We start from the raw sequence: 16,960 nt of genomic DNA, 5'->3' as shown, positions 1-16,960 counted from the left end.
AAAAAGTCCAAAAGCTTTTTAAGGCTTTTGGACTTTTAATAAATAACACCACTTACTATGTTATTTATTTTCAGAACTTTGAACAGCTAAGTTATAAACTACCAGTCCAAATCCTATTTTATTTATGGCATCCCCAATGTTATAAATAACATCCATACTTAAACCACCAAAAACTCCTGAATACCATCCTGGTGTTCCTGCCATGTAGCCTAAAGGATAAATTGCCCAACCAACTAATACAAACCAGCACAAAGCTTTGTGCGCTTTTAAAACTTCTCCACCAGCTTTCACAGCTAATTTTTTTGCTACTCCAAACCAGATATCGTAAACAATTACAAAATATGCTGCACCAGATACTAGCCCCCATAACCATGCATTCGAAGGGTCAATTGCTTCACCAATGTAGCCTGTTACTAGCATTACAACTGATAAGAAAATCAATCGCCACATTAAAGATTTTTTGGCACCTGCCACCTTTAAAATTAAGTAAAACTCAACACACATCAATGGCACTGTTAAGATCCAGTCAATGTATCTAAAGAAAGTTGGAGACTCTCCAAAAGCAGCCCAATAATCTCTCATGTAGAAGTAATGCACTGCTGCAATAAAGGTAATTAAACCAGAAACTAGTAAAGAGGTCCTCCATTTTTTATCAAAGCTACTCATTGATAAGAAAAAGAATACTGCAGCAGCCATCATAGCCATGCAGCCAACAAAAAATGTAAATCCAATGTAATCGTCAGTTGCCATCTTTGCAACAGATAAAAAATTTAATGATAAATTCATTGTAAAATATTTAAGTTAATAAAAACCGTTTAATGTTTTAGCTAAAACATTAGACTAAAGTACGGAAAAAATCATAAGTTTGTGATATGAATGCACTTAAAAATTATAATTATCAAAATAGTGTTGTTTTTTTTACATTTTTATTGCTTTGGATAAGCATCCAGTTCGGAGAGGTCGTAGAAGATGTCATCGCCTATATAATGGTAATATCTGTTGGAATCTTGCATGGAGCGAATGATTTATTAATATTAGCAACAAAGGAGAAAAAAGATAAAACAGTAATAAAAAACTTTTTTATTTACGTAAGTATTATTATATTGTGTGTAATAATTTATATGCTTAGTCCATTTGTTGCAATTATACTATTTGTCTTATTAAGCTCTTATCATTTCGGGGAAGAACACCTTAGTCATAAGATAACTGTTAATTTTGTATTTAATTCAGTTTACTTTTTAGCCTACGGTTTGTTTATTTTTTCCTTACTTTTTTATCAATCGATACCAGATGTTAATTTAATTATGAAGGAGCTTACAGGCTTAATTTTTACCGAAAGTCAAGTAGAAATCACCTTAGGCGTCAGTACCTTTTTTTTATTAATCGGAAGTTGCTATTTAATTTTAACAAAAAGAAATGAACTAAAAATATTTTTAAAAGAATTGCTATACTTGGTATTACTTTTTCTTGTTTTTAAGACGTCTTCTTTAATATTGGGTTTTGCCATTTATTTTATTTTTTGGCATTCTATTCCTTCAATCATACATCAAATAGAATTTATTTCAGGAAGTTTAAGTAAAGAAACTGTTTTTTCTTATGTAAAGAAAGCGATAATTTATTGGGCAATTAGTATTGTAGCTTTATTAATCTTGCATCAAATATTACCAGAAATAGAGCTGTTTGCTACCGTAGTTTTTGTAATTTTATTTGCAGTAACAGCACCACATGCTTGGGTGATGCATAAAATGAAAAATTAATGATGGCTACAATAATAAGCTACCATGAGTAATTGAATATTATAAACGAAACATTACCTTGTAAAAACCAACTCATTGCCAGAAGACATTTCTTCAGAAAAACGATATTTATCAACATTAAAACCTTTTAAATCTTCAATTGTATTTACTTTATTATCAATAATATAGCGCACCATTAATCCGCGGGCCATTTTAGCGTAGGTCATCACAATTTTATATTCGCCATTTTTTAAATCCTTAAAAACAGGTGTAATCATTGGCACTTTTAAAACTTTTTTTGGCAATGCTTTAAAATACTCTGTACTTGCTAAGTTTACAAGCAACTCCCCCTCTTTTAATTCTTCGTTTAAAGAATTTGCAAGTGCCTCTCCCCAAAACTTGTAGAGGTTTTCTGTGCGATCAACTTTTAATTTTGTGCCCATTTCTAAGCGATACGGCTGAATTAAATCTAACGGTTTAAGCAAACCATACAAGCCAGATAAAATTCTTAAACGGTCTTGTAATACAGGTATGTTATCTGCTGATAAAGAGTTTACATCAATTCCTTTAAAAACAGCACCCGTAAAAGCGTAAATGGCTTGTTTAGCGTTTTTCTTGGTAAATGGCGTTTCCCAAGTCTGGTTTCTATCATAATTTAATGCAGCTAAATCATCAGAAATCTTCATCAATTCAGATAAACTTTTCTTAGAAATTGTTTTTAATTTCTTGTTTAATTTTTTAGATTGCTCTAAGAAACGAGGGTGTGTATATAGGTCTGTAGGTACTTTACTTTCAAAATCTAAGGATTTTGCTGGAGATATGATGATTTTCATTTGTTGATTTTGAAAAATAAAAGGGTTAATTTTGTCTGATAAAAGTACAAAGTATTACAGTAGTTTTACACGAATATGAGAAGTAAATACTGATATTTCTATCAATAAAATTTATTTATCTTCACGCATAAAATTAATGGTTTTTAATGATTAAGAAAAGTATAAAATACAAAGAATCTTATTTTTATAAACAGGTGAAAAAACATCAGAAATATGCACCCGTTTTATTTTTTATTGGTGGTTTTACTTGGGACTCTTTAACGTTAGGCAGAATAGACAGGTTTTACGATATTGCGATACTTTGTACCTATATGACCCTACTAACAGCGAGTATTTATATTTTTAATTTAGTAGACGGAGACAAATGGAAGAACACCTTATTTAGAAAGTACGAAGCGTATCTTCCGTTAGCAATCCAATTTTTTTTAGGAGGCTTAACAAGTGCCTACGTAATTTATTTTTCTAGAAGTGTCTCTTTGTCTAAAACGGCTTCCTTCTTCTTAATTCTTCTTTTTTTATTGTTTGCAAATGAATTTTTTAAGAAAAGGGTTTCTAACAAATACCTTCAGTTTGGTGCGTATTATTTTGTAAATTTTACTTTTTTAAGTTTTTTTGTTCCGGTAATTTTAAAAGAAATGAGCACAGAGATTTTTCTAATTTCAGGTTTGTTAAGTTTGGTTTCTACATTTTTATTGATCATCCTAGTATATAGAAATAGTTATTCAACAAGAACAGCAATGGTAAAATGGAAAATGTTTGGTTTAATATTTGGCATCTTTTTATCAATAAATATTTTTTATTATTTTAGATTGATTCCTCCTGTTCCTTTGGCATTGGATAAAGGTATCGTTGCACATAATGTTGTAAAAGACAATGGAAATTACATGGTTTCTTATGAAGTAGATGCTTGGTATATTTTTTGGCGAGACCATAAAATTAATTTCTATAGAAACACCAACAAACCGGTATACGTTTTCACATCGATATTTGCACCAACAAATTTAAAAAAGAAAATTTACCATCAATGGAAATGGTACAATACGAGAACTGAAGAATGGCAAGATTTAGATAAGATTGGATTTGAAATTACAGGAGGTAGAGACAACGGTTACAAAGGCTATAGTTTTAAAAATAATATAATTGATGGAGAATGGAAGGTAGAAGTAATTACAGAAGAGGGGTTGGTTTTAGGTGTTGTTCATTTTAATATTATTACCACAAACGTGGTTAATAACTCCCAAAGTATACAAAGAGAGTTTTAAAAATTAAGAATCGAATTACGTACTCGAGGAAGTTTTTTCTATTTGATTAAGTTTGTATCTTTAAACAAAATATTATAGAATGAAAAAAATAGTCTTATTACTCTTATTTATTACTGTGTCAATATCAGCACAAACAGATGCTAAAATATATGATATTATAAACGCTGTTTCTGCGGAAAGAATTAAAGCAGATGTAAAAACATTAACAGAATTCGGAACAAGAAATACATTTTCAGACACCATCTCGAACACCAGAGGAATTGGTGCGGCAAGACGTTGGATAAAATCGGAATTCGAAACCATTTCTAAAGCCTGTAATAATTGTATCGATGTTTCTTATCAAAAGGACTTTGTTACAAAAAAAGCAAATAGGAGAGTGCCTCATGATGCTTGGGTTGTAAATGTTGTGGCCATTCAAAAAGGAACAAGATATCCGAATAAATATGTAATTATGAGTGGCGATATCGATTCTAGAGCAAGCGATACCATGGACTTTACTACGGATGCACCAGGGGCAAATGACAACGCGTCTGGAATGGCAGGAACCATTGAAGCGGCAAGAGTGTTAAGCAACTATAAATTTGAAAGCAGTATTATTTATGTTGGTCTTTCAGGCGAAGAACAAGGATTGTTTGGTGGTGCGGGTTTAGCCAAATATGCTAAAGACAAAGGTTGGGACATCATCGGGGTTTTAAATAATGACATGATTGGCAATATCAAAGGAGTTGACGGAGTGATTGATAATCGTTCTTTTAGAATTTTCTCTGAACCTGTTCCTGCAAATGAAACTGAAAGTGAACGCAATAGGAGACGTTTTTATGGCGGAGAAGTAGACGGAATTTCGAGACAGTTGGCAAGATACATTCATAAGAATGTACAAACATACATGCCAGAAATGAACCCGATGATGATTTACAGATTAGACAGATTTGGTAGAGGAGGACACCACAGACCTTTTAATGATTTAGGTTTTGCGGGAATCCGAATTATGGAAGCGCACGAAAATTATACACAACAACACCAAGATATTAGAACTGAAAATGGGATTGCTTATGGCGATACTTTTGAAAAGGTGAATTTTCCGTATGCCAAAAAACTAACGGCGGTAAATGCCATTAATTTGGCCAGTTTAGCTTGGGCACCAGCAGCACCAAAAGAAGTTTTTATTGGTGGTATTGTAGAAGCAAATGTAAAATTAAAGTGGAGTAAAGTAGCAGGCGCAAAGGGCTATAAAATTTATTGGAGAGATACCACGTCTCCTACTTGGGATCATGCTAGATATATAGAGGCTACAGAGTTTACTTTAGACGGAATTGTAATTGATAATTTCTTTTTTGGGGTTGCTGCTGTTGGCGAAAATGGTCATGAAAGCGTAGTTGTCTTTCCGAATAAAATTTTGAGATAAGAGAGGTTTGAATAAAATCTAGAGATGTTGGTGGTTACAAAAAGAGACCTCACAGGTTTTAAAATCTGTGAGGTCTCAATTTTGTTATTAGTTCTCTCTACTTAAACGGAGATGTGTTTGTTCAATTTGTATTCTAGGGCTTACAATCCACTAATAAAACTCCCATAAGGATCTTTAAATTGTGTTCCTTCAGCAAAACGATACTTGCTTAACTTTTTAAATTCTACCAAGGCCCACAAGACAAATTCTTTCATAAAATAAGTGTCAGCTTCATTCATATTTGGCTGATATTCTTTTATAAAGTCATCTAAAGGTTTTATTTTATCTAATTCTGTTTTGTATTCTTCTTCAGAATGTTCATCTAATAACTCAAAATCTTCTTCCGCATTAAAAAACCAAGAAATAATAGCATCGTAAGGAGTCTCTTCATCTTGTTTTTCTAATTTCTTAATCTCAGGAAAATAAGTAGGAAATAAAGTGATTACGGCTTTTTTAATCAAACTTTCTGCAACCACATGTGCGCCTTCTTGTTCGCCTTCATAGACCAATTCTACTTTACCTGTTATAGCAGGAATAATTCCGTCGAAATCATTCAAACGAATCATTGTTTTCTCATCACCAGAAAGTAATGCTCTTCTTTCTGCGGTGCTTAACAAGTTCTCAAAAGCAGAAATGCTTAAACGTGCACTTACACCACTTTTGGCATCTATGTATTCACTTTCTCTCGCCTCAAAAACAATTTGCTCTAACAAATCTTTCGCTAATTCTGGCACTTCTATAAACTCTTTTTGAGCACTTGCTTTGTTTGCTTCTTGCTGTGTAATGGTTTTTGCAGTATCTAAATCTTCTGGATAATGCGTTAAAATCTGCGAGCCAATTCTATCTTTTAAAGGCGTAACAATACTTCCTCTGTTGGTATAATCTTCTGGGTTTGCTGTAAAAATAAATTGCATGTCTAAATTTAGACGCATTTTAAATCCTCTAATTTGAATGTCGCCTTCTTGTAAAATATTAAACAATGCCACCTGAATTCTAGCTTGTAAATCTGGCAACTCATTAATAACAAAAATACAACGGTTTGCTCTTGGAATCATTCCGTAATGAATCACACGATCATCTGCATAACTCAATTTTAAATTGGCAGCTTTTATAGGATCTACATCACCAATAATATCTGCAACAGTAACATCTGGCGTTGCTAATTTCTCTGCAAAACGCTCATCTCTGTGCATCCAATAAATAGGAGTGTCGTCTCCTTTTTCTTTGAGCAACTCTATAGCAAACCTCGAAATAGGATGCAATGGATCATCATTAATTTCCGAACCTTCTACCACAGGAATGTATTCGTCTAATAAATTGACCATCAACCTTGCCAAACGTGTTTTTGCTTGTCCGCGTAATCCTAATAAATTGATGTTGTGTTTGCTTAAAATAGCTCTTTCTAATTCTGGAATCACGGTGTTTTCATACCCATGAACACCTTCAAAAACAGTTTCTTTACGCTTTATTTTTTCAATAATATTTTCTCTTAATTCGTCTTTAATACCTCTAGATGTATATCCAGATTTTACTAACTCGCCTACTGTTTTTATATTTTCTAAATTCATGTACTTCGGTTTTTTTGCTATTGGTTTTTGCCTTTAGCACTTACGCTTATTTTTTCTACGAGCTAAAAGCTGTTTTATTATCCTTTAATCCTCTTTTTTCTGTTCGTTTCGTAATCTTCAAAAATCATTTCTCCCAAACCTTTTAAACCCGTGTAAAATGCTTTTCCTTGATTGGCTTGTGTAAAAGCTCTTACAAATTGCATTAAATACGGATCTTGTGCAATCATAAAAGTGGTAATAGGAATGTGCAATTTTCTGGCTTGTTGTGCCATTGCATAACATTTATTAACAATGTATTTGTCTAAACCATTACTGTTCTTGTAATATTGGCCATCTGGTAAACGCAAGCAACTTGGTTTGCCATCGGTAATCATAAAAATTTGTTTGTTGGTGTTTCTTTTTCTTCGCAGTAAATCCATCGCTAAATTTAAACCTGCAACGGTATTTGTATGATATGGCCCCACTTGTAAATAGGGTAAATCTTTAATTTTAATAGCCCAAGCATCGTTTCCAAACACAATAATATCTAAGGTATCTTTAGGATACCGCGTGGTAATTAACTCTGCCAAGGCCATCGCCACTTTTTTGGCAGGTGTAATTCTATCTTCTCCATAGAGAATCATAGAATGACTAATGTCTATCATTAACACGGTACTCATTTGACTTTTATGCATGGTTTCTTCTACCACCAAATCATTTTCAGTTAAACTAAAATTGTCAATTCCGTTATTAATTTGGGCATTTCGAATGCTTTCTGTAACCGAAACTTTGTCTAGAGCGTCACCAAATTGATAGGCTCTTAAATCGCCCGTATGTTCGTCTCCAATTCCTGGAGATTTACTTTTATGATTTCCTGCGCTGCTTCTTTTAATTTTTCCAAAAATATGATTCAACGCTTGTTGTCTAATCGCACGTTCTGTTTTCGAGGTTATTTTTGTACCTCCAGTTCCGTCTCCTTTTACTTCTTCTTTTATGTAGCCTTTCTTTTTTAAATCTTCAATAAAATCGTCAATGGTATAATTTTCATCGGTCAACTTATATTCAACATCTAAAGAACGCAACCAGTCGATGGCTTCATCAAAATCGCCAGAAGTATGTGTAATCAATTCCTTAAAAATCTCAAATAATTTCTCGAAGGGAGATTGATTTTCTGCTTCATAGGTCTTAAAGACAAAACCTTTTCTTTTTTTGTTATTTTTCATCACTATAAAAATACGGATTTAAGATATCTTTTAGAACAAATTTAGATTAGTTTATCAAATGTCTACATAGATTTGTTTTATTAAAAGAGAAAAAAATTAAACAAAAAAAATAATTATCTTTACCATATGGCAAATATATTAATTACAGGAGGTACAGGTTTGGTAGGCACTCGATTAACAGCATTGTTAACCGAAAGAAAGCATGACGTAAGAATTTTAAGTAGAAGTCCGCAAGCGGAAAACGAATTCAAATGGGATATTTCTAAGCACTTTATAGACCCTAAAGCCGTTGAAAATATCGACTATATTATTCATTTAGCAGGCGCAGGAATTGCAGATGAACGTTGGACAGACCAAAGGAAAAAAGTAATTATTAGCAGTAGAGTAGAAACAGCTAATTTATTATTCAATAAAATAAAAGAACAAAATATTCCTTTAAAAGGATTTATTTCTGCTTCTGGTAGTAATTATTACGGTGCAAAAACTACGGATAAAATTCACAAAGAAACAGATGCCGTTGGCAAAGATTTTTTAGGAGAAGTTTGTGAGCAATGGGAAGCAGCAGCCAATCAATTTAAAGAAGTAGATATTCCGGTAACAATTCTTAGAACAGGCGTTGTTTTATCAAAAGAAGGGGGCGCTTTAGAAAAAATGAAAACACCCGTAATTACACCTTTAGGTTCTGGGCAACAATACATGTCTTGGATTCATATAGATGATTTGTGTAGCTTGTACATAAAAGCTGTTGAAGACGATTTTATAGGGATATACAATGCCACGTCTCCCGAATACCATACCAGTAAAACATTTTCTAAAACATTAGCAACAGCGATTAAAAGACTCTATGTACCAGTTGCAGTCCCAGGTTTTTTATTAAAATTGATGTTTGGCGAATTGGCAATTATTTTATTAGAAGGAAGTAGACTGTCATCAGAAAAAATAGTACAAAAAGGCTTTGTTTTTAAATACAGAGAATTAAAAGCAGCTTTAGAGAATTTATAAATGCAAAAAAGGATACATTTTAAAGTGTATCCTTTTCTATATGTATAGATCGTGTTTAAGAGTGTCTTAAAATTCTGAAGTAATGTTCAAAGCAACATCACTCCAAGTTTTAGAAACACCGTCGGCACCTGTATGCAAAGCTTCGCAAACTTTATTTAAAGAAGCCAAAGCATCTAAAGCCTTCCAGTTGCTAACATCCATCGTTGCGCTCATCGCAAAGGTATTTTCTACTATGGTATATTTAAAAGGAACTTTTTCTGTAACTCCGTTCATTTGAATCATTGCAGCACCAATAGAGTCGTTTTCTATCATTAATTTACCCGAAAGTAATTTTGTGTTGCTCATTACACCAAAGAAAGATTTCTGAATTTTATAATCTCTACTAGAATCTTTTGTAAAGATGCTGCTTACAGGAATTGAAAATTCTGTATTGTGTATCGCTTCTTTAATGGTGTTTCCAGCACCCCCAGCAGTAATGTCTATTTGTCTAAATTGACCACCAACAGGTGTTTTTTCTGTGAATTTATAGGCTGTAAAATTAATTTCATTCGTTGCTTTTTTTAATGAAAAAGCTGCGTTTTTTTCAGCATCAGTAGTCTTGTCCGCTTTTTTATCAGATTTACAAGACGTAAAACTTACACTTAATGAAATTGTTAGTAATAGAATAAATACTTTTTTCATATTTTCTTTATTTATTGTTATTTAATACCGAGTTTGCTAATTTGATGTATTCTTCTTTTGCCTCGCTTGTAGACATGTCTTTTACTTGCATCCATGCATTCACTTTAAATGCATTTCTAACATCTGTTTCACCATGAAAAGGAAGATTACTACTAAAATTAGCTTGCTTATAATAGGCATAAAATTTGAGCATAATATCTGGTGCAATAGCTTCCTTTAGTTCGGATATTTGACTAAAGGCTTCTTTAAACGCCTTGTCTAAATCAGATTCCATATTTATTTTTTTGCAACTACTTGAGTTCCTCCTTTTACTTTATCGCCTAGTTTTACCGTTAATTCTGTGCCAAGAGGTAAATATAAATCAACTCTCGAACCAAATTTAATAAAACCTGCATCTGTACCTTGTACAACTTCGTCACCTACTTTTGCGTAGTTCACAATTCTTTTGGCCAATGCACCTGCAATTTGCCTGTATAGAACTTCTCCCATAGCACTGTTTTCTAGTACTACAGTGGTTCTTTCGTTTTCTGTGGATGCTTTCGGATGCCACGCAACCAAGTATTTACCGGGATGATATTTACTATATTTAACCACACCGCTCATGGCATATCTTGTAACATGCACATTAATTGGCGACATAAATATAGAAACCTGCAATCTCTTATCCTTAAAATATTCTGGTTCTTCAACCTCTTCAATAACCACAACTTTACCATCTACTGGTGCAATAATTGTACGCTCATCTAGATTTGTTGCTCTTTTTGGATTTCTAAAGAATTGCAATACAGTAAATAACAAAACCAAAATTACTATTTGAATGGCTTTTACCAGCCAAAGCACTTCAATAAACTTTTCTGCCAATAAAATACCTAGAATAGATACTATAAAAGCAATTACAATAATCTTGTAACCTTCCTTGTGAAAACGAATCATATTTAAATAATAAAGTTAATATACAAATATACAAACGGAGCAGCAAATAACAAGCTATCTAACCTGTCTAAAATCCCTCCATGCCCTGGCATTATAGTACCACTATCTTTTATTTTTGCTTGTCTTTTTAATTTCGATTCTACTAAATCTCCAATAGTACCAATAATAGATACAATTGCAGCAACAATTAACCAGTTAACTAAAGATAAATCGGTATTTAACGTGCTAATAATAGATGCGGCTATCAAAGCAAAAATAAAACCGCCAATAAAGCCTTCTATGGTTTTCTTTGGTGATACAGAAACAAATAATTTTGTTTTACCAAAGTTTTTACCCACTAGGAAGGCAAAACTATCATTTACCCATATCAAGACCAAAATAGAGATCATTAGATAAGGCGCGTAATTTAGATTGTAAAAAGGTAATAATATTAGGAAACAAAAAGAGAAAATTAGATATCTAATTGTGAGTCCCATTTTTCCTCTTTCAGTAGAAAACGTAATTTCTTTCTTTGCAAAAAGTTGATAGATAAGGTAAATAGAAGATAATAGGTTAATTCCTAAAATTAAAGAGATTGCATAACTATCGGGTCTTTTTAACATTAAAAATAAAGTCAAACCGAATAAAATGTAAGAAATAAAGCTTTTAAACGCTATCATTTTAGAAAGTTCCCAAATGGCAACGAGACCAAAGAGAGCGACTAATGCAATATAAGATTCTTCAGAAAAAAGAATCGCAGCTATAAAAATTAAAACATAAATGATTCCAGAAAAACTCCTTCTTAAAAGGTTGCGCATATTATAAATCTTCTAATAGCAGCAAATATAAGTTTTTTGTGCTACTGTTACCATAGTTTAAAAAATTATCATCTTTTTTATTCAGCTCGTAATCTTTAACGGATGAAATATTGGTAGGCAATGCGTCTTTAGAATTTGCCTTAATACCTGTTAAACCTTCGCCTGTATTTCTAACTATCTGACTGGTTGTAGCGTATATGATAAAGTTTTCAGAAAGTTCCGATAATTTGGTACTTTTTAATTGGTTGGATGAAAAAAGAACATCACCATTATCTGCAATTAAATGCTCGCAGGTTGTAAAAAAAGGAAGTGCTTTTTTTAACTCAGCGTCTATAGAGACCTGTTTTTGATCTAGAAATGGTACTAATGCTGTATTTGTGACTAAAATTTCATGCCAATTATTTTCAGAGAGAATACTTTTTATGTTCTCGACAACTTCTTCCTCTTTAAGACAGTATAAGAATTTTCCCCCTTTTTTAATGAAATTATGCACAAACAAGTCATCCAAAGACAAGTTTACTTCTTGTCTTTGGACTTCTTTATCTTCTTTTATGGGGATGTTAAATAGTTTTTTAAAAAAGCTCATTCTTAAATTGTCGAATATTAAATTACTCCTCTGTGCTTTTTGCTTCTGAGGGAACCGCTACTTCTTCTTCAATTTTTTCATCAATATTCTCATCAATTTTAACCGCTGCGTCTAAGTCTTCAAAAGGTCTTTTTCCAAAGATTTTTAATAAATCATCTTTAAATATAACTTCTTTTTCTAACAGTAACTCTGCCAATGTAGTTAGCTTCTCTTTGTTGTTTTCTAATAATTCGATGGCTCTTTGGTATTGAGCTTCAATCATTTTAGAAATTTCTTTATCAATGGTTCTTGCAGTTTCATCACTGTAAGGCTTCACAAAAGAATCGTTTCCAGAAGAATCATAATAGGTAATGTTACCCACTTCTTCGTTTAAACCATATACCGTAACCATTGCTCTGGCTTGTTTGGTAACTTTTTCTAAATCACTTAATGCACCGGTAGAAATTTTATTAAAAATAATTTTTTCTGCAGCTCTACCCCCTAAGGTAGCACACATTTCGTCTAGCATTTGTTCTGTTTGCACAATTAACCTTTCTGCCGGCAAGTACCAAGCTGCTCCTAAAGACTGTCCTCTAGGTACAATGGTTACTTTTACCAAAGGTGCTGCGTGTTCTAGCATCCAACTTATGGTTGCATGACCTGCTTCATGAAAAGCAATCACTTTCTTTTCTTTTGGTGTAATTACTTTGGTTTTCTTTTCTAGCCCTCCAACAATTCTGTCTACAGCATCTAAGAAATCTTGATGATGAATTGCTTTTTGCCCTTTTCTAGCAGCAATTAAAGCAGATTCATTACACATATTTGCAATATCTGCACCAGAGAAACCAGGCGTTTGTTGTGCTAAAAAGCCAACTTTAACGTCATCTGCAAGTTTTAAAGGTTTTATATGAACTTCAAAAATTTCTTTTCTTTCGTTAATATTTGGTAAATCTACATAGATCTGTCTGTCAAAACGACCAGCACGCAACAAGGCACTGTCTAAAACATCTGCTCGGTTGGTTGCGGCAATTACAATTACATTGGTATCTGTACCAAAACCATCCATTTCTGTTAATAACTGGTTCAAGGTGTTTTCACGTTCATCGTTACCACCCGTCATGCTATTCTTTCCACGCGCTCTACCCACAGCATCAATCTCATCAATAAAAATAATTGAAGGCGATTTTTGCGCTGCTTGTTTAAATAAGTCTCTTACTCTAGAAGCACCAACACCTACAAACATTTCTACAAAATCGGAACCCGATAAAGAGAAGAAAGGAACATCTGCTTCACCAGCAACGGCTTTCGCCAACAATGTTTTCCCAGTCCCAGGAGGTCCTACTAATAAAGCTCCTTTTGGTATTTTACCCCCCAAAGAGGTGTATTTTTCTGGGTTTTTTAAGAAATCTACTATTTCTTGAACCTCTTCTTTTGCGCCTTCTAAACCAGCAACATTCGCAAAAGTTGTTTTTACTTTGGTGTCTTTATCAAATAATTTCGCTTTCGATTTTCCGATACTAAATATTTGACCTCCGCCACCACCACCAGCACCACCGCCAGACATTCTTTTCATAAAGAATAACCAAACAGCAATTAAGATGATAAAAGGTAAGAAACCAATTAAGGTATCTACCATACTTGTTCTACTTTCATTTTTTAAATCGAAAGTAAGCTCATTTTCATTTCTAGCTTTTTCTAAATCATTTTCAAAATTTTGTAAATCTCCAAAATTGTATTCGTACAGAGAAGTACCTTCTCTGTAAAAAGCGGAATTTATTAATTTTTGATATTTAGATTTCTTTATAGCTTCTTTTTTTATAAAGATCTGAGCGACATTATTATTTACTACTATTATTTTCGATATGTCATTTTCTCTCAGTACTTCATTAAATTCATTCTTTGAGATGCTTTTAGTTGCTAAATCTCCGCTACTAAAAAACTGAAAACCAATTAATAATACTATTATTGCACCATAAATCCAATAAGCGTTAAACTTAACTTTAGGTGCATTTTTATTGTTATCTTTTTTATTTTCGTTCATTTCTTTATAAAATATAAAAATTTAAGCTGATTTTATTTCTGTAATTTTTGCATCTCCCCAAAGGCTTTCGATGTCATAGAAATCTCTAATTTGCTTTTGAAAAACGTGTACGACCACATTTACATAATCCATTAAAACCCATTCAGCATTATTCTCGCCTTCAATATGCCAAGGCTTGTCTTTAATTTGTTTGCTAACTATTTTTTGAATTGAACCAGAAATTGCTTTTACTTGTGTGTTCGAATTACCAGAGCAGATTATAAAATAATCGCAAACGGTATTCTCTATTCCTCGTAAGTCTAGTAATTGAATGTCTTCTCCTTTAACCTCTTCAATTCCCTGAATTATTACAGCGATTAATTCGTCTGTACTTACTTGTTTTTTAGTCATTGATTTTTTTCTAATTTAAACGCAAAGTTATTCTATTTTTGCGACTATTTTGTGTATTATTGAACTACTTTACACTTTATTTAACACTTGAAAATAATCAAACTTAGTGCCATCGATTCTACCAATTCTTTTTTGAAAGAAATGGCGGCAAATTCTGTGATAGAAAACTTTACAATTGTGGTTACAGATCGCCAAGTAAAAGGAAGAGGGCAACAAGGTAATAGTTGGGTCTCCGAGCCTTATAAGAACCTGATTTTTAGTGTTTTTGTTCGGTTTTCTAATGTAAGCGTTTTCGATAATAAATATCTCAACCTTGCTGTTTCTTTAGCTGTTTTTGATGCTTTATTAGAAGAAAACATTCCTGCAATTGCCATCAAATGGCCTAACGACATTCTGTCAGCAAACAAGAAAATATGTGGTGTTTTAATAGAAAATAGTTTAAAAGGAAGAGAAATCGCATCCTCTGTAATAGGAATTGGTTTAAATGTGAATCAAACCGTCTTCCCAGAATACTTAAAAAAAGCGAGTTCTTTAAAATTAATCAGTCAGCAAGACTACAATTTAGACCAACTTTTAAAAAGCATTGTTTTAAAACTGAAAGATAGAATAGACCTGTTAACCGCTAAAAACTTTCAAGCTTTAGAAGCAGATTACTTAAACGTTTTGTATAAGAAAAACATCCCAACTATGTTTAAAGATAGTAAAGATGTTTTATTTATGGGGATTATTCGTGGCATTTCTAAAGAAGGAAACCTTCAGATAGCCATAGAAGATGAAACCATTTTAGAATTCGGATTGAAAGAAGTTTCTTTTCTTTAAAGCTTTGCGATATTTTCGGTTAAGGTGTCTACAAATTTTGTCAAAGGTTTTTTAACCATCATGGCCATCATTGCGTTAAAATCACCATCAAAAGTTAAAGAAACTTCACTTTTATTTTCTTCAATTTTAGCAATGTCTGCAGCCAATGTAAAAGATAATTTACTACTTGCAGCACCCAAAGTAATATTAGAGAAAGGTGTTTTTTCCTTTAAAACCAATCTAATTTCTGGCATACCAGGCAAACTGAATAAGAAGGAATCTCCATCAACTTCAAATTTAGTAGTGTTTTCTGGCATAATTTGTTCAAAATTATTTAGATCACTAAAAAAGTTAAATAACTCTTCTTGAGATTTTTCTACGGTAACTGTATTTCCTTCAATATTCATTTTATATCTTTTTTATTGTTTCCAAGTACTTGGTTCTCTTCTCCATTCATGCAATGTAGTCAATTCTTTTTCAGAAATATAATTGCTATCTAATGCTTGTTCTAGTAAGTTTTCATAGTTGCTTAAAGTAACTAAGTTTATATTTTTCTTTTTAAAGTTTTCTGTAGCAACCTCAAAACCATAAGAAAAAATAGCCACCATTCCTTTTACAACAGCCCCCGCTTCTTTAAGAGCATCAACGGCATTTAAACTACTGTTACCAGTACTTATTAAGTCTTCAATTACCACAACGTTTTGTCCGCTGTCTAGGTGTCCTTCAATTTGGTTTTTTCTACCATGCGTTTTAGCCTCTGGTCTTACATACACAAAAGGAACCCCTAATTCTTGCGCTACCAAAATACCAATAGCAATGGCACCTGTAGCAACACCAGCAATTACATCTGGCTTACCGTATTCTTTCTCTACAATTTTTGCAATTTCTTCTTTTAAGAAAATACGAACTGGTGGATAAGAAAGCGTTACTCTATTATCGCAATAAATTGGCGATCTCCAACCTGAAGCCCACGTAAATGGATCACTAGGTTTTAGCTTTATCGCTTTTACCTGTAGTAAAAGTTCAGCTGTTTTTTTTGCCGTATCTTTGTTTAAAATCATACCGCAAATGTATAAAGTTTTTGTAAATGATACCCCAATTATTTTAACATCTTCTCAAAAAAATGACAATAACTTTCCTGTGTACCTATTAAGGAACACGATTACAGCAGAAATTGTTCAGCTACTTAAGAATAAGAAATTGAAAGGCGTAAACCTCTATGCGCCTGACTTAGAGAAAGGTTGGCAAGACTTTTTAAAGACTTTTCATATTGTTTCTGCTGCGGGTGGCTTGGTGTTAAATTCTAAAAAAGACATCTTATTTATTTACAGATCTAAAAAATGGGACTTGCCCAAAGGTAGAATTGAAGCAGGAGAATCTATTGAAGAAACCGCTGTTAGAGAAGTAGAAGAAGAGTGTGGTATTTATCAGTTAAAATTGATAAAACCCTTAACAACAACCTATCACGTTTATTTTGAAAACGGAATGAAGCTAAAAGAAACCTATTGGTTTTTAATGACTTCTGACTATGACAAAGAACTGGTGCCGCAATTAGAAGAAGGAATTACAAAAGTGCTGTTTAAGAATAAAGAGGAAGTAACAAAAGCACTTAAAAATTCCTACAAAAATATTGAGTTGGTGTATGATCGCTATCTTAAAATGTGATATTCCCCAAAAAACATTCTATCTTTGCCGACTTCTAAAAAGG

The 16,960-nt window shown here is 32.7% G+C and carries 19 protein-coding genes; 6 read left to right on the top strand and 13 right to left on the bottom strand.

The window, feature by feature from the left end:
• Window positions 1-60: 60 nt before the first annotated feature.
• Window positions 61-786 (bottom strand): bacteriorhodopsin-like, encoded by a 726-nt coding sequence (locus ES045_RS06155; protein ID WP_147114028.1) that lies wholly within the window; start codon window positions 784-786, stop codon window positions 61-63.
• Between the two features lie 86 nt (window positions 787-872).
• On the opposite strand from ES045_RS06155, the gene ES045_RS06150 reads away from it, so the two are divergent.
• Window positions 873-1,757: a Brp/Blh family beta-carotene 15,15'-dioxygenase gene (locus tag ES045_RS06150; RefSeq protein ID WP_147114025.1), complete on the top strand. Its 885-nt coding sequence runs from the start codon at window positions 873-875 to the stop codon at window positions 1,755-1,757.
• 53 nt (window positions 1,758-1,810) lie between these two features.
• Here the strand turns inward: ES045_RS06150 and yaaA are convergent, their stop codons facing one another.
• Window positions 1,811-2,569, bottom strand: a complete 759-nt coding sequence (gene yaaA / locus ES045_RS06145; protein WP_147114022.1) for a peroxide stress protein YaaA — start codon at window positions 2,567-2,569, stop codon at window positions 1,811-1,813.
• Window positions 2,570-2,715: 146 nt separating this feature from the next.
• Here yaaA and ES045_RS06140 point away from each other — a divergent pair, with 146 nt between their 5' ends.
• A complete protein-coding gene (locus ES045_RS06140; RefSeq protein WP_147114019.1) occupies window positions 2,716-3,831 on the top strand; it encodes a DUF2914 domain-containing protein in 1,116 nt (371 codons plus the stop codon).
• A gap of 79 nt (window positions 3,832-3,910) precedes the next feature.
• Window positions 3,911-5,236 carry a M28 family peptidase gene (locus tag ES045_RS06135; RefSeq protein ID WP_147114017.1) on the top strand — a complete coding sequence of 442 codons (1,326 nt, stop codon included), beginning with the start codon at window positions 3,911-3,913 and terminating at the stop codon, window positions 5,234-5,236.
• A gap of 140 nt (window positions 5,237-5,376) precedes the next feature.
• Here the strand turns inward: ES045_RS06135 and ES045_RS06130 are convergent, their stop codons facing one another.
• Both ES045_RS06130 and ES045_RS06125 read right to left on the bottom strand, forming a co-directional pair.
• Window positions 5,377-6,843 (bottom strand): sigma 54-interacting transcriptional regulator, encoded by a 1,467-nt coding sequence (locus tag ES045_RS06130; protein ID WP_147114013.1) that lies wholly within the window; start codon window positions 6,841-6,843, stop codon window positions 5,377-5,379.
• Between the two features lie 77 nt (window positions 6,844-6,920).
• Window positions 6,921-8,045: a vWA domain-containing protein gene (locus ES045_RS06125; protein ID WP_147114010.1), complete on the bottom strand. Its 1,125-nt coding sequence runs from the start codon at window positions 8,043-8,045 to the stop codon at window positions 6,921-6,923.
• A gap of 126 nt (window positions 8,046-8,171) precedes the next feature.
• On the opposite strand from ES045_RS06125, the gene ES045_RS06120 reads away from it, so the two are divergent.
• A complete protein-coding gene (locus ES045_RS06120; protein ID WP_147114007.1) occupies window positions 8,172-9,047 on the top strand; it encodes a TIGR01777 family oxidoreductase in 876 nt (291 codons plus the stop codon).
• Window positions 9,048-9,113: 66 nt separating this feature from the next.
• Here ES045_RS06120 and ES045_RS06115 read toward each other — a convergent pair whose 3' ends face one another.
• Genes ES045_RS06115 through rsfS form a run of 7 tightly spaced genes read right to left on the bottom strand, consistent with a single transcriptional unit; the run spans window position 9,114 to window position 14,454 of the window.
• Window positions 9,114-9,728 carry a YceI family protein gene (locus tag ES045_RS06115; protein ID WP_147114004.1) on the bottom strand — a complete coding sequence of 205 codons (615 nt, stop codon included), beginning with the start codon at window positions 9,726-9,728 and terminating at the stop codon, window positions 9,114-9,116.
• Between the two features lie 7 nt (window positions 9,729-9,735).
• Complete coding sequence (locus tag ES045_RS06110) at window positions 9,736-10,002, bottom strand: acyl-CoA-binding protein (RefSeq protein WP_147114001.1); 267 nt, start codon at window positions 10,000-10,002, stop codon at window positions 9,736-9,738.
• 2 nt (window positions 10,003-10,004) lie between these two features.
• On the bottom strand, window positions 10,005-10,661 hold the full coding sequence (locus tag ES045_RS06105; RefSeq protein ID WP_147113999.1) for a phosphatidylserine decarboxylase family protein: 657 nt from the start codon (window positions 10,659-10,661) through the stop codon (window positions 10,005-10,007).
• A gap of 2 nt (window positions 10,662-10,663) precedes the next feature.
• Window positions 10,664-11,458 carry a phosphatidate cytidylyltransferase gene (locus ES045_RS06100; protein WP_147113996.1) on the bottom strand — a complete coding sequence of 265 codons (795 nt, stop codon included), beginning with the start codon at window positions 11,456-11,458 and terminating at the stop codon, window positions 10,664-10,666.
• A 1-nt stretch (window position 11,459) separates the two neighbouring features.
• The gene (locus ES045_RS06095; RefSeq protein ID WP_147113994.1) at window positions 11,460-12,044 is read right to left on the bottom strand and encodes a hypothetical protein; all 585 of its coding nucleotides are present in this window, start codon (window positions 12,042-12,044) and stop codon (window positions 11,460-11,462) included.
• A gap of 22 nt (window positions 12,045-12,066) precedes the next feature.
• A complete protein-coding gene (gene ftsH, locus ES045_RS06090; RefSeq protein WP_147113991.1) occupies window positions 12,067-14,064 on the bottom strand; it encodes an ATP-dependent zinc metalloprotease FtsH in 1,998 nt (665 codons plus the stop codon).
• Window positions 14,065-14,085: 21 nt separating this feature from the next.
• On the bottom strand, window positions 14,086-14,454 hold the full coding sequence (rsfS, locus tag ES045_RS06085; protein WP_147113988.1) for a ribosome silencing factor: 369 nt from the start codon (window positions 14,452-14,454) through the stop codon (window positions 14,086-14,088).
• Between the two features lie 87 nt (window positions 14,455-14,541).
• Between rsfS and ES045_RS06080 the strand changes: the two genes are divergently transcribed.
• Window positions 14,542-15,273, top strand: coding sequence for a biotin--[acetyl-CoA-carboxylase] ligase (locus ES045_RS06080; protein WP_147113984.1), 732 nt, complete (start codon window positions 14,542-14,544; stop codon window positions 15,271-15,273).
• On the opposite strand, the gene ES045_RS06075 is transcribed toward ES045_RS06080, so the two are convergent.
• Both ES045_RS06075 and pyrE read right to left on the bottom strand, forming a co-directional pair.
• Window positions 15,270-15,659 (bottom strand): SRPBCC family protein, encoded by a 390-nt coding sequence (locus ES045_RS06075; protein ID WP_147113980.1) that lies wholly within the window; start codon window positions 15,657-15,659, stop codon window positions 15,270-15,272. The two genes, ES045_RS06080 and ES045_RS06075, sit on opposite strands and share 4 nt — an antisense overlap.
• A gap of 12 nt (window positions 15,660-15,671) precedes the next feature.
• Window positions 15,672-16,313, bottom strand: a complete 642-nt coding sequence (gene pyrE, locus ES045_RS06070) for an orotate phosphoribosyltransferase (protein WP_147113977.1) — start codon at window positions 16,311-16,313, stop codon at window positions 15,672-15,674.
• 7 nt (window positions 16,314-16,320) lie between these two features.
• Between pyrE and ES045_RS06065 the strand changes: the two genes are divergently transcribed.
• Window positions 16,321-16,917, top strand: a complete 597-nt coding sequence (locus ES045_RS06065; RefSeq protein ID WP_147113974.1) for an NUDIX hydrolase — start codon at window positions 16,321-16,323, stop codon at window positions 16,915-16,917.
• Window positions 16,918-16,960 lie beyond the last annotated feature (43 nt).

This window comes from Polaribacter sp. IC073 (assembly GCF_007997075.1).
Lineage (GTDB): Bacteria > Bacteroidota > Bacteroidia > Flavobacteriales > Flavobacteriaceae > Polaribacter.
Note: the sequence above shows the minus strand (reverse complement) of the source record. Positions and strands in the feature narration are given on the sequence as shown.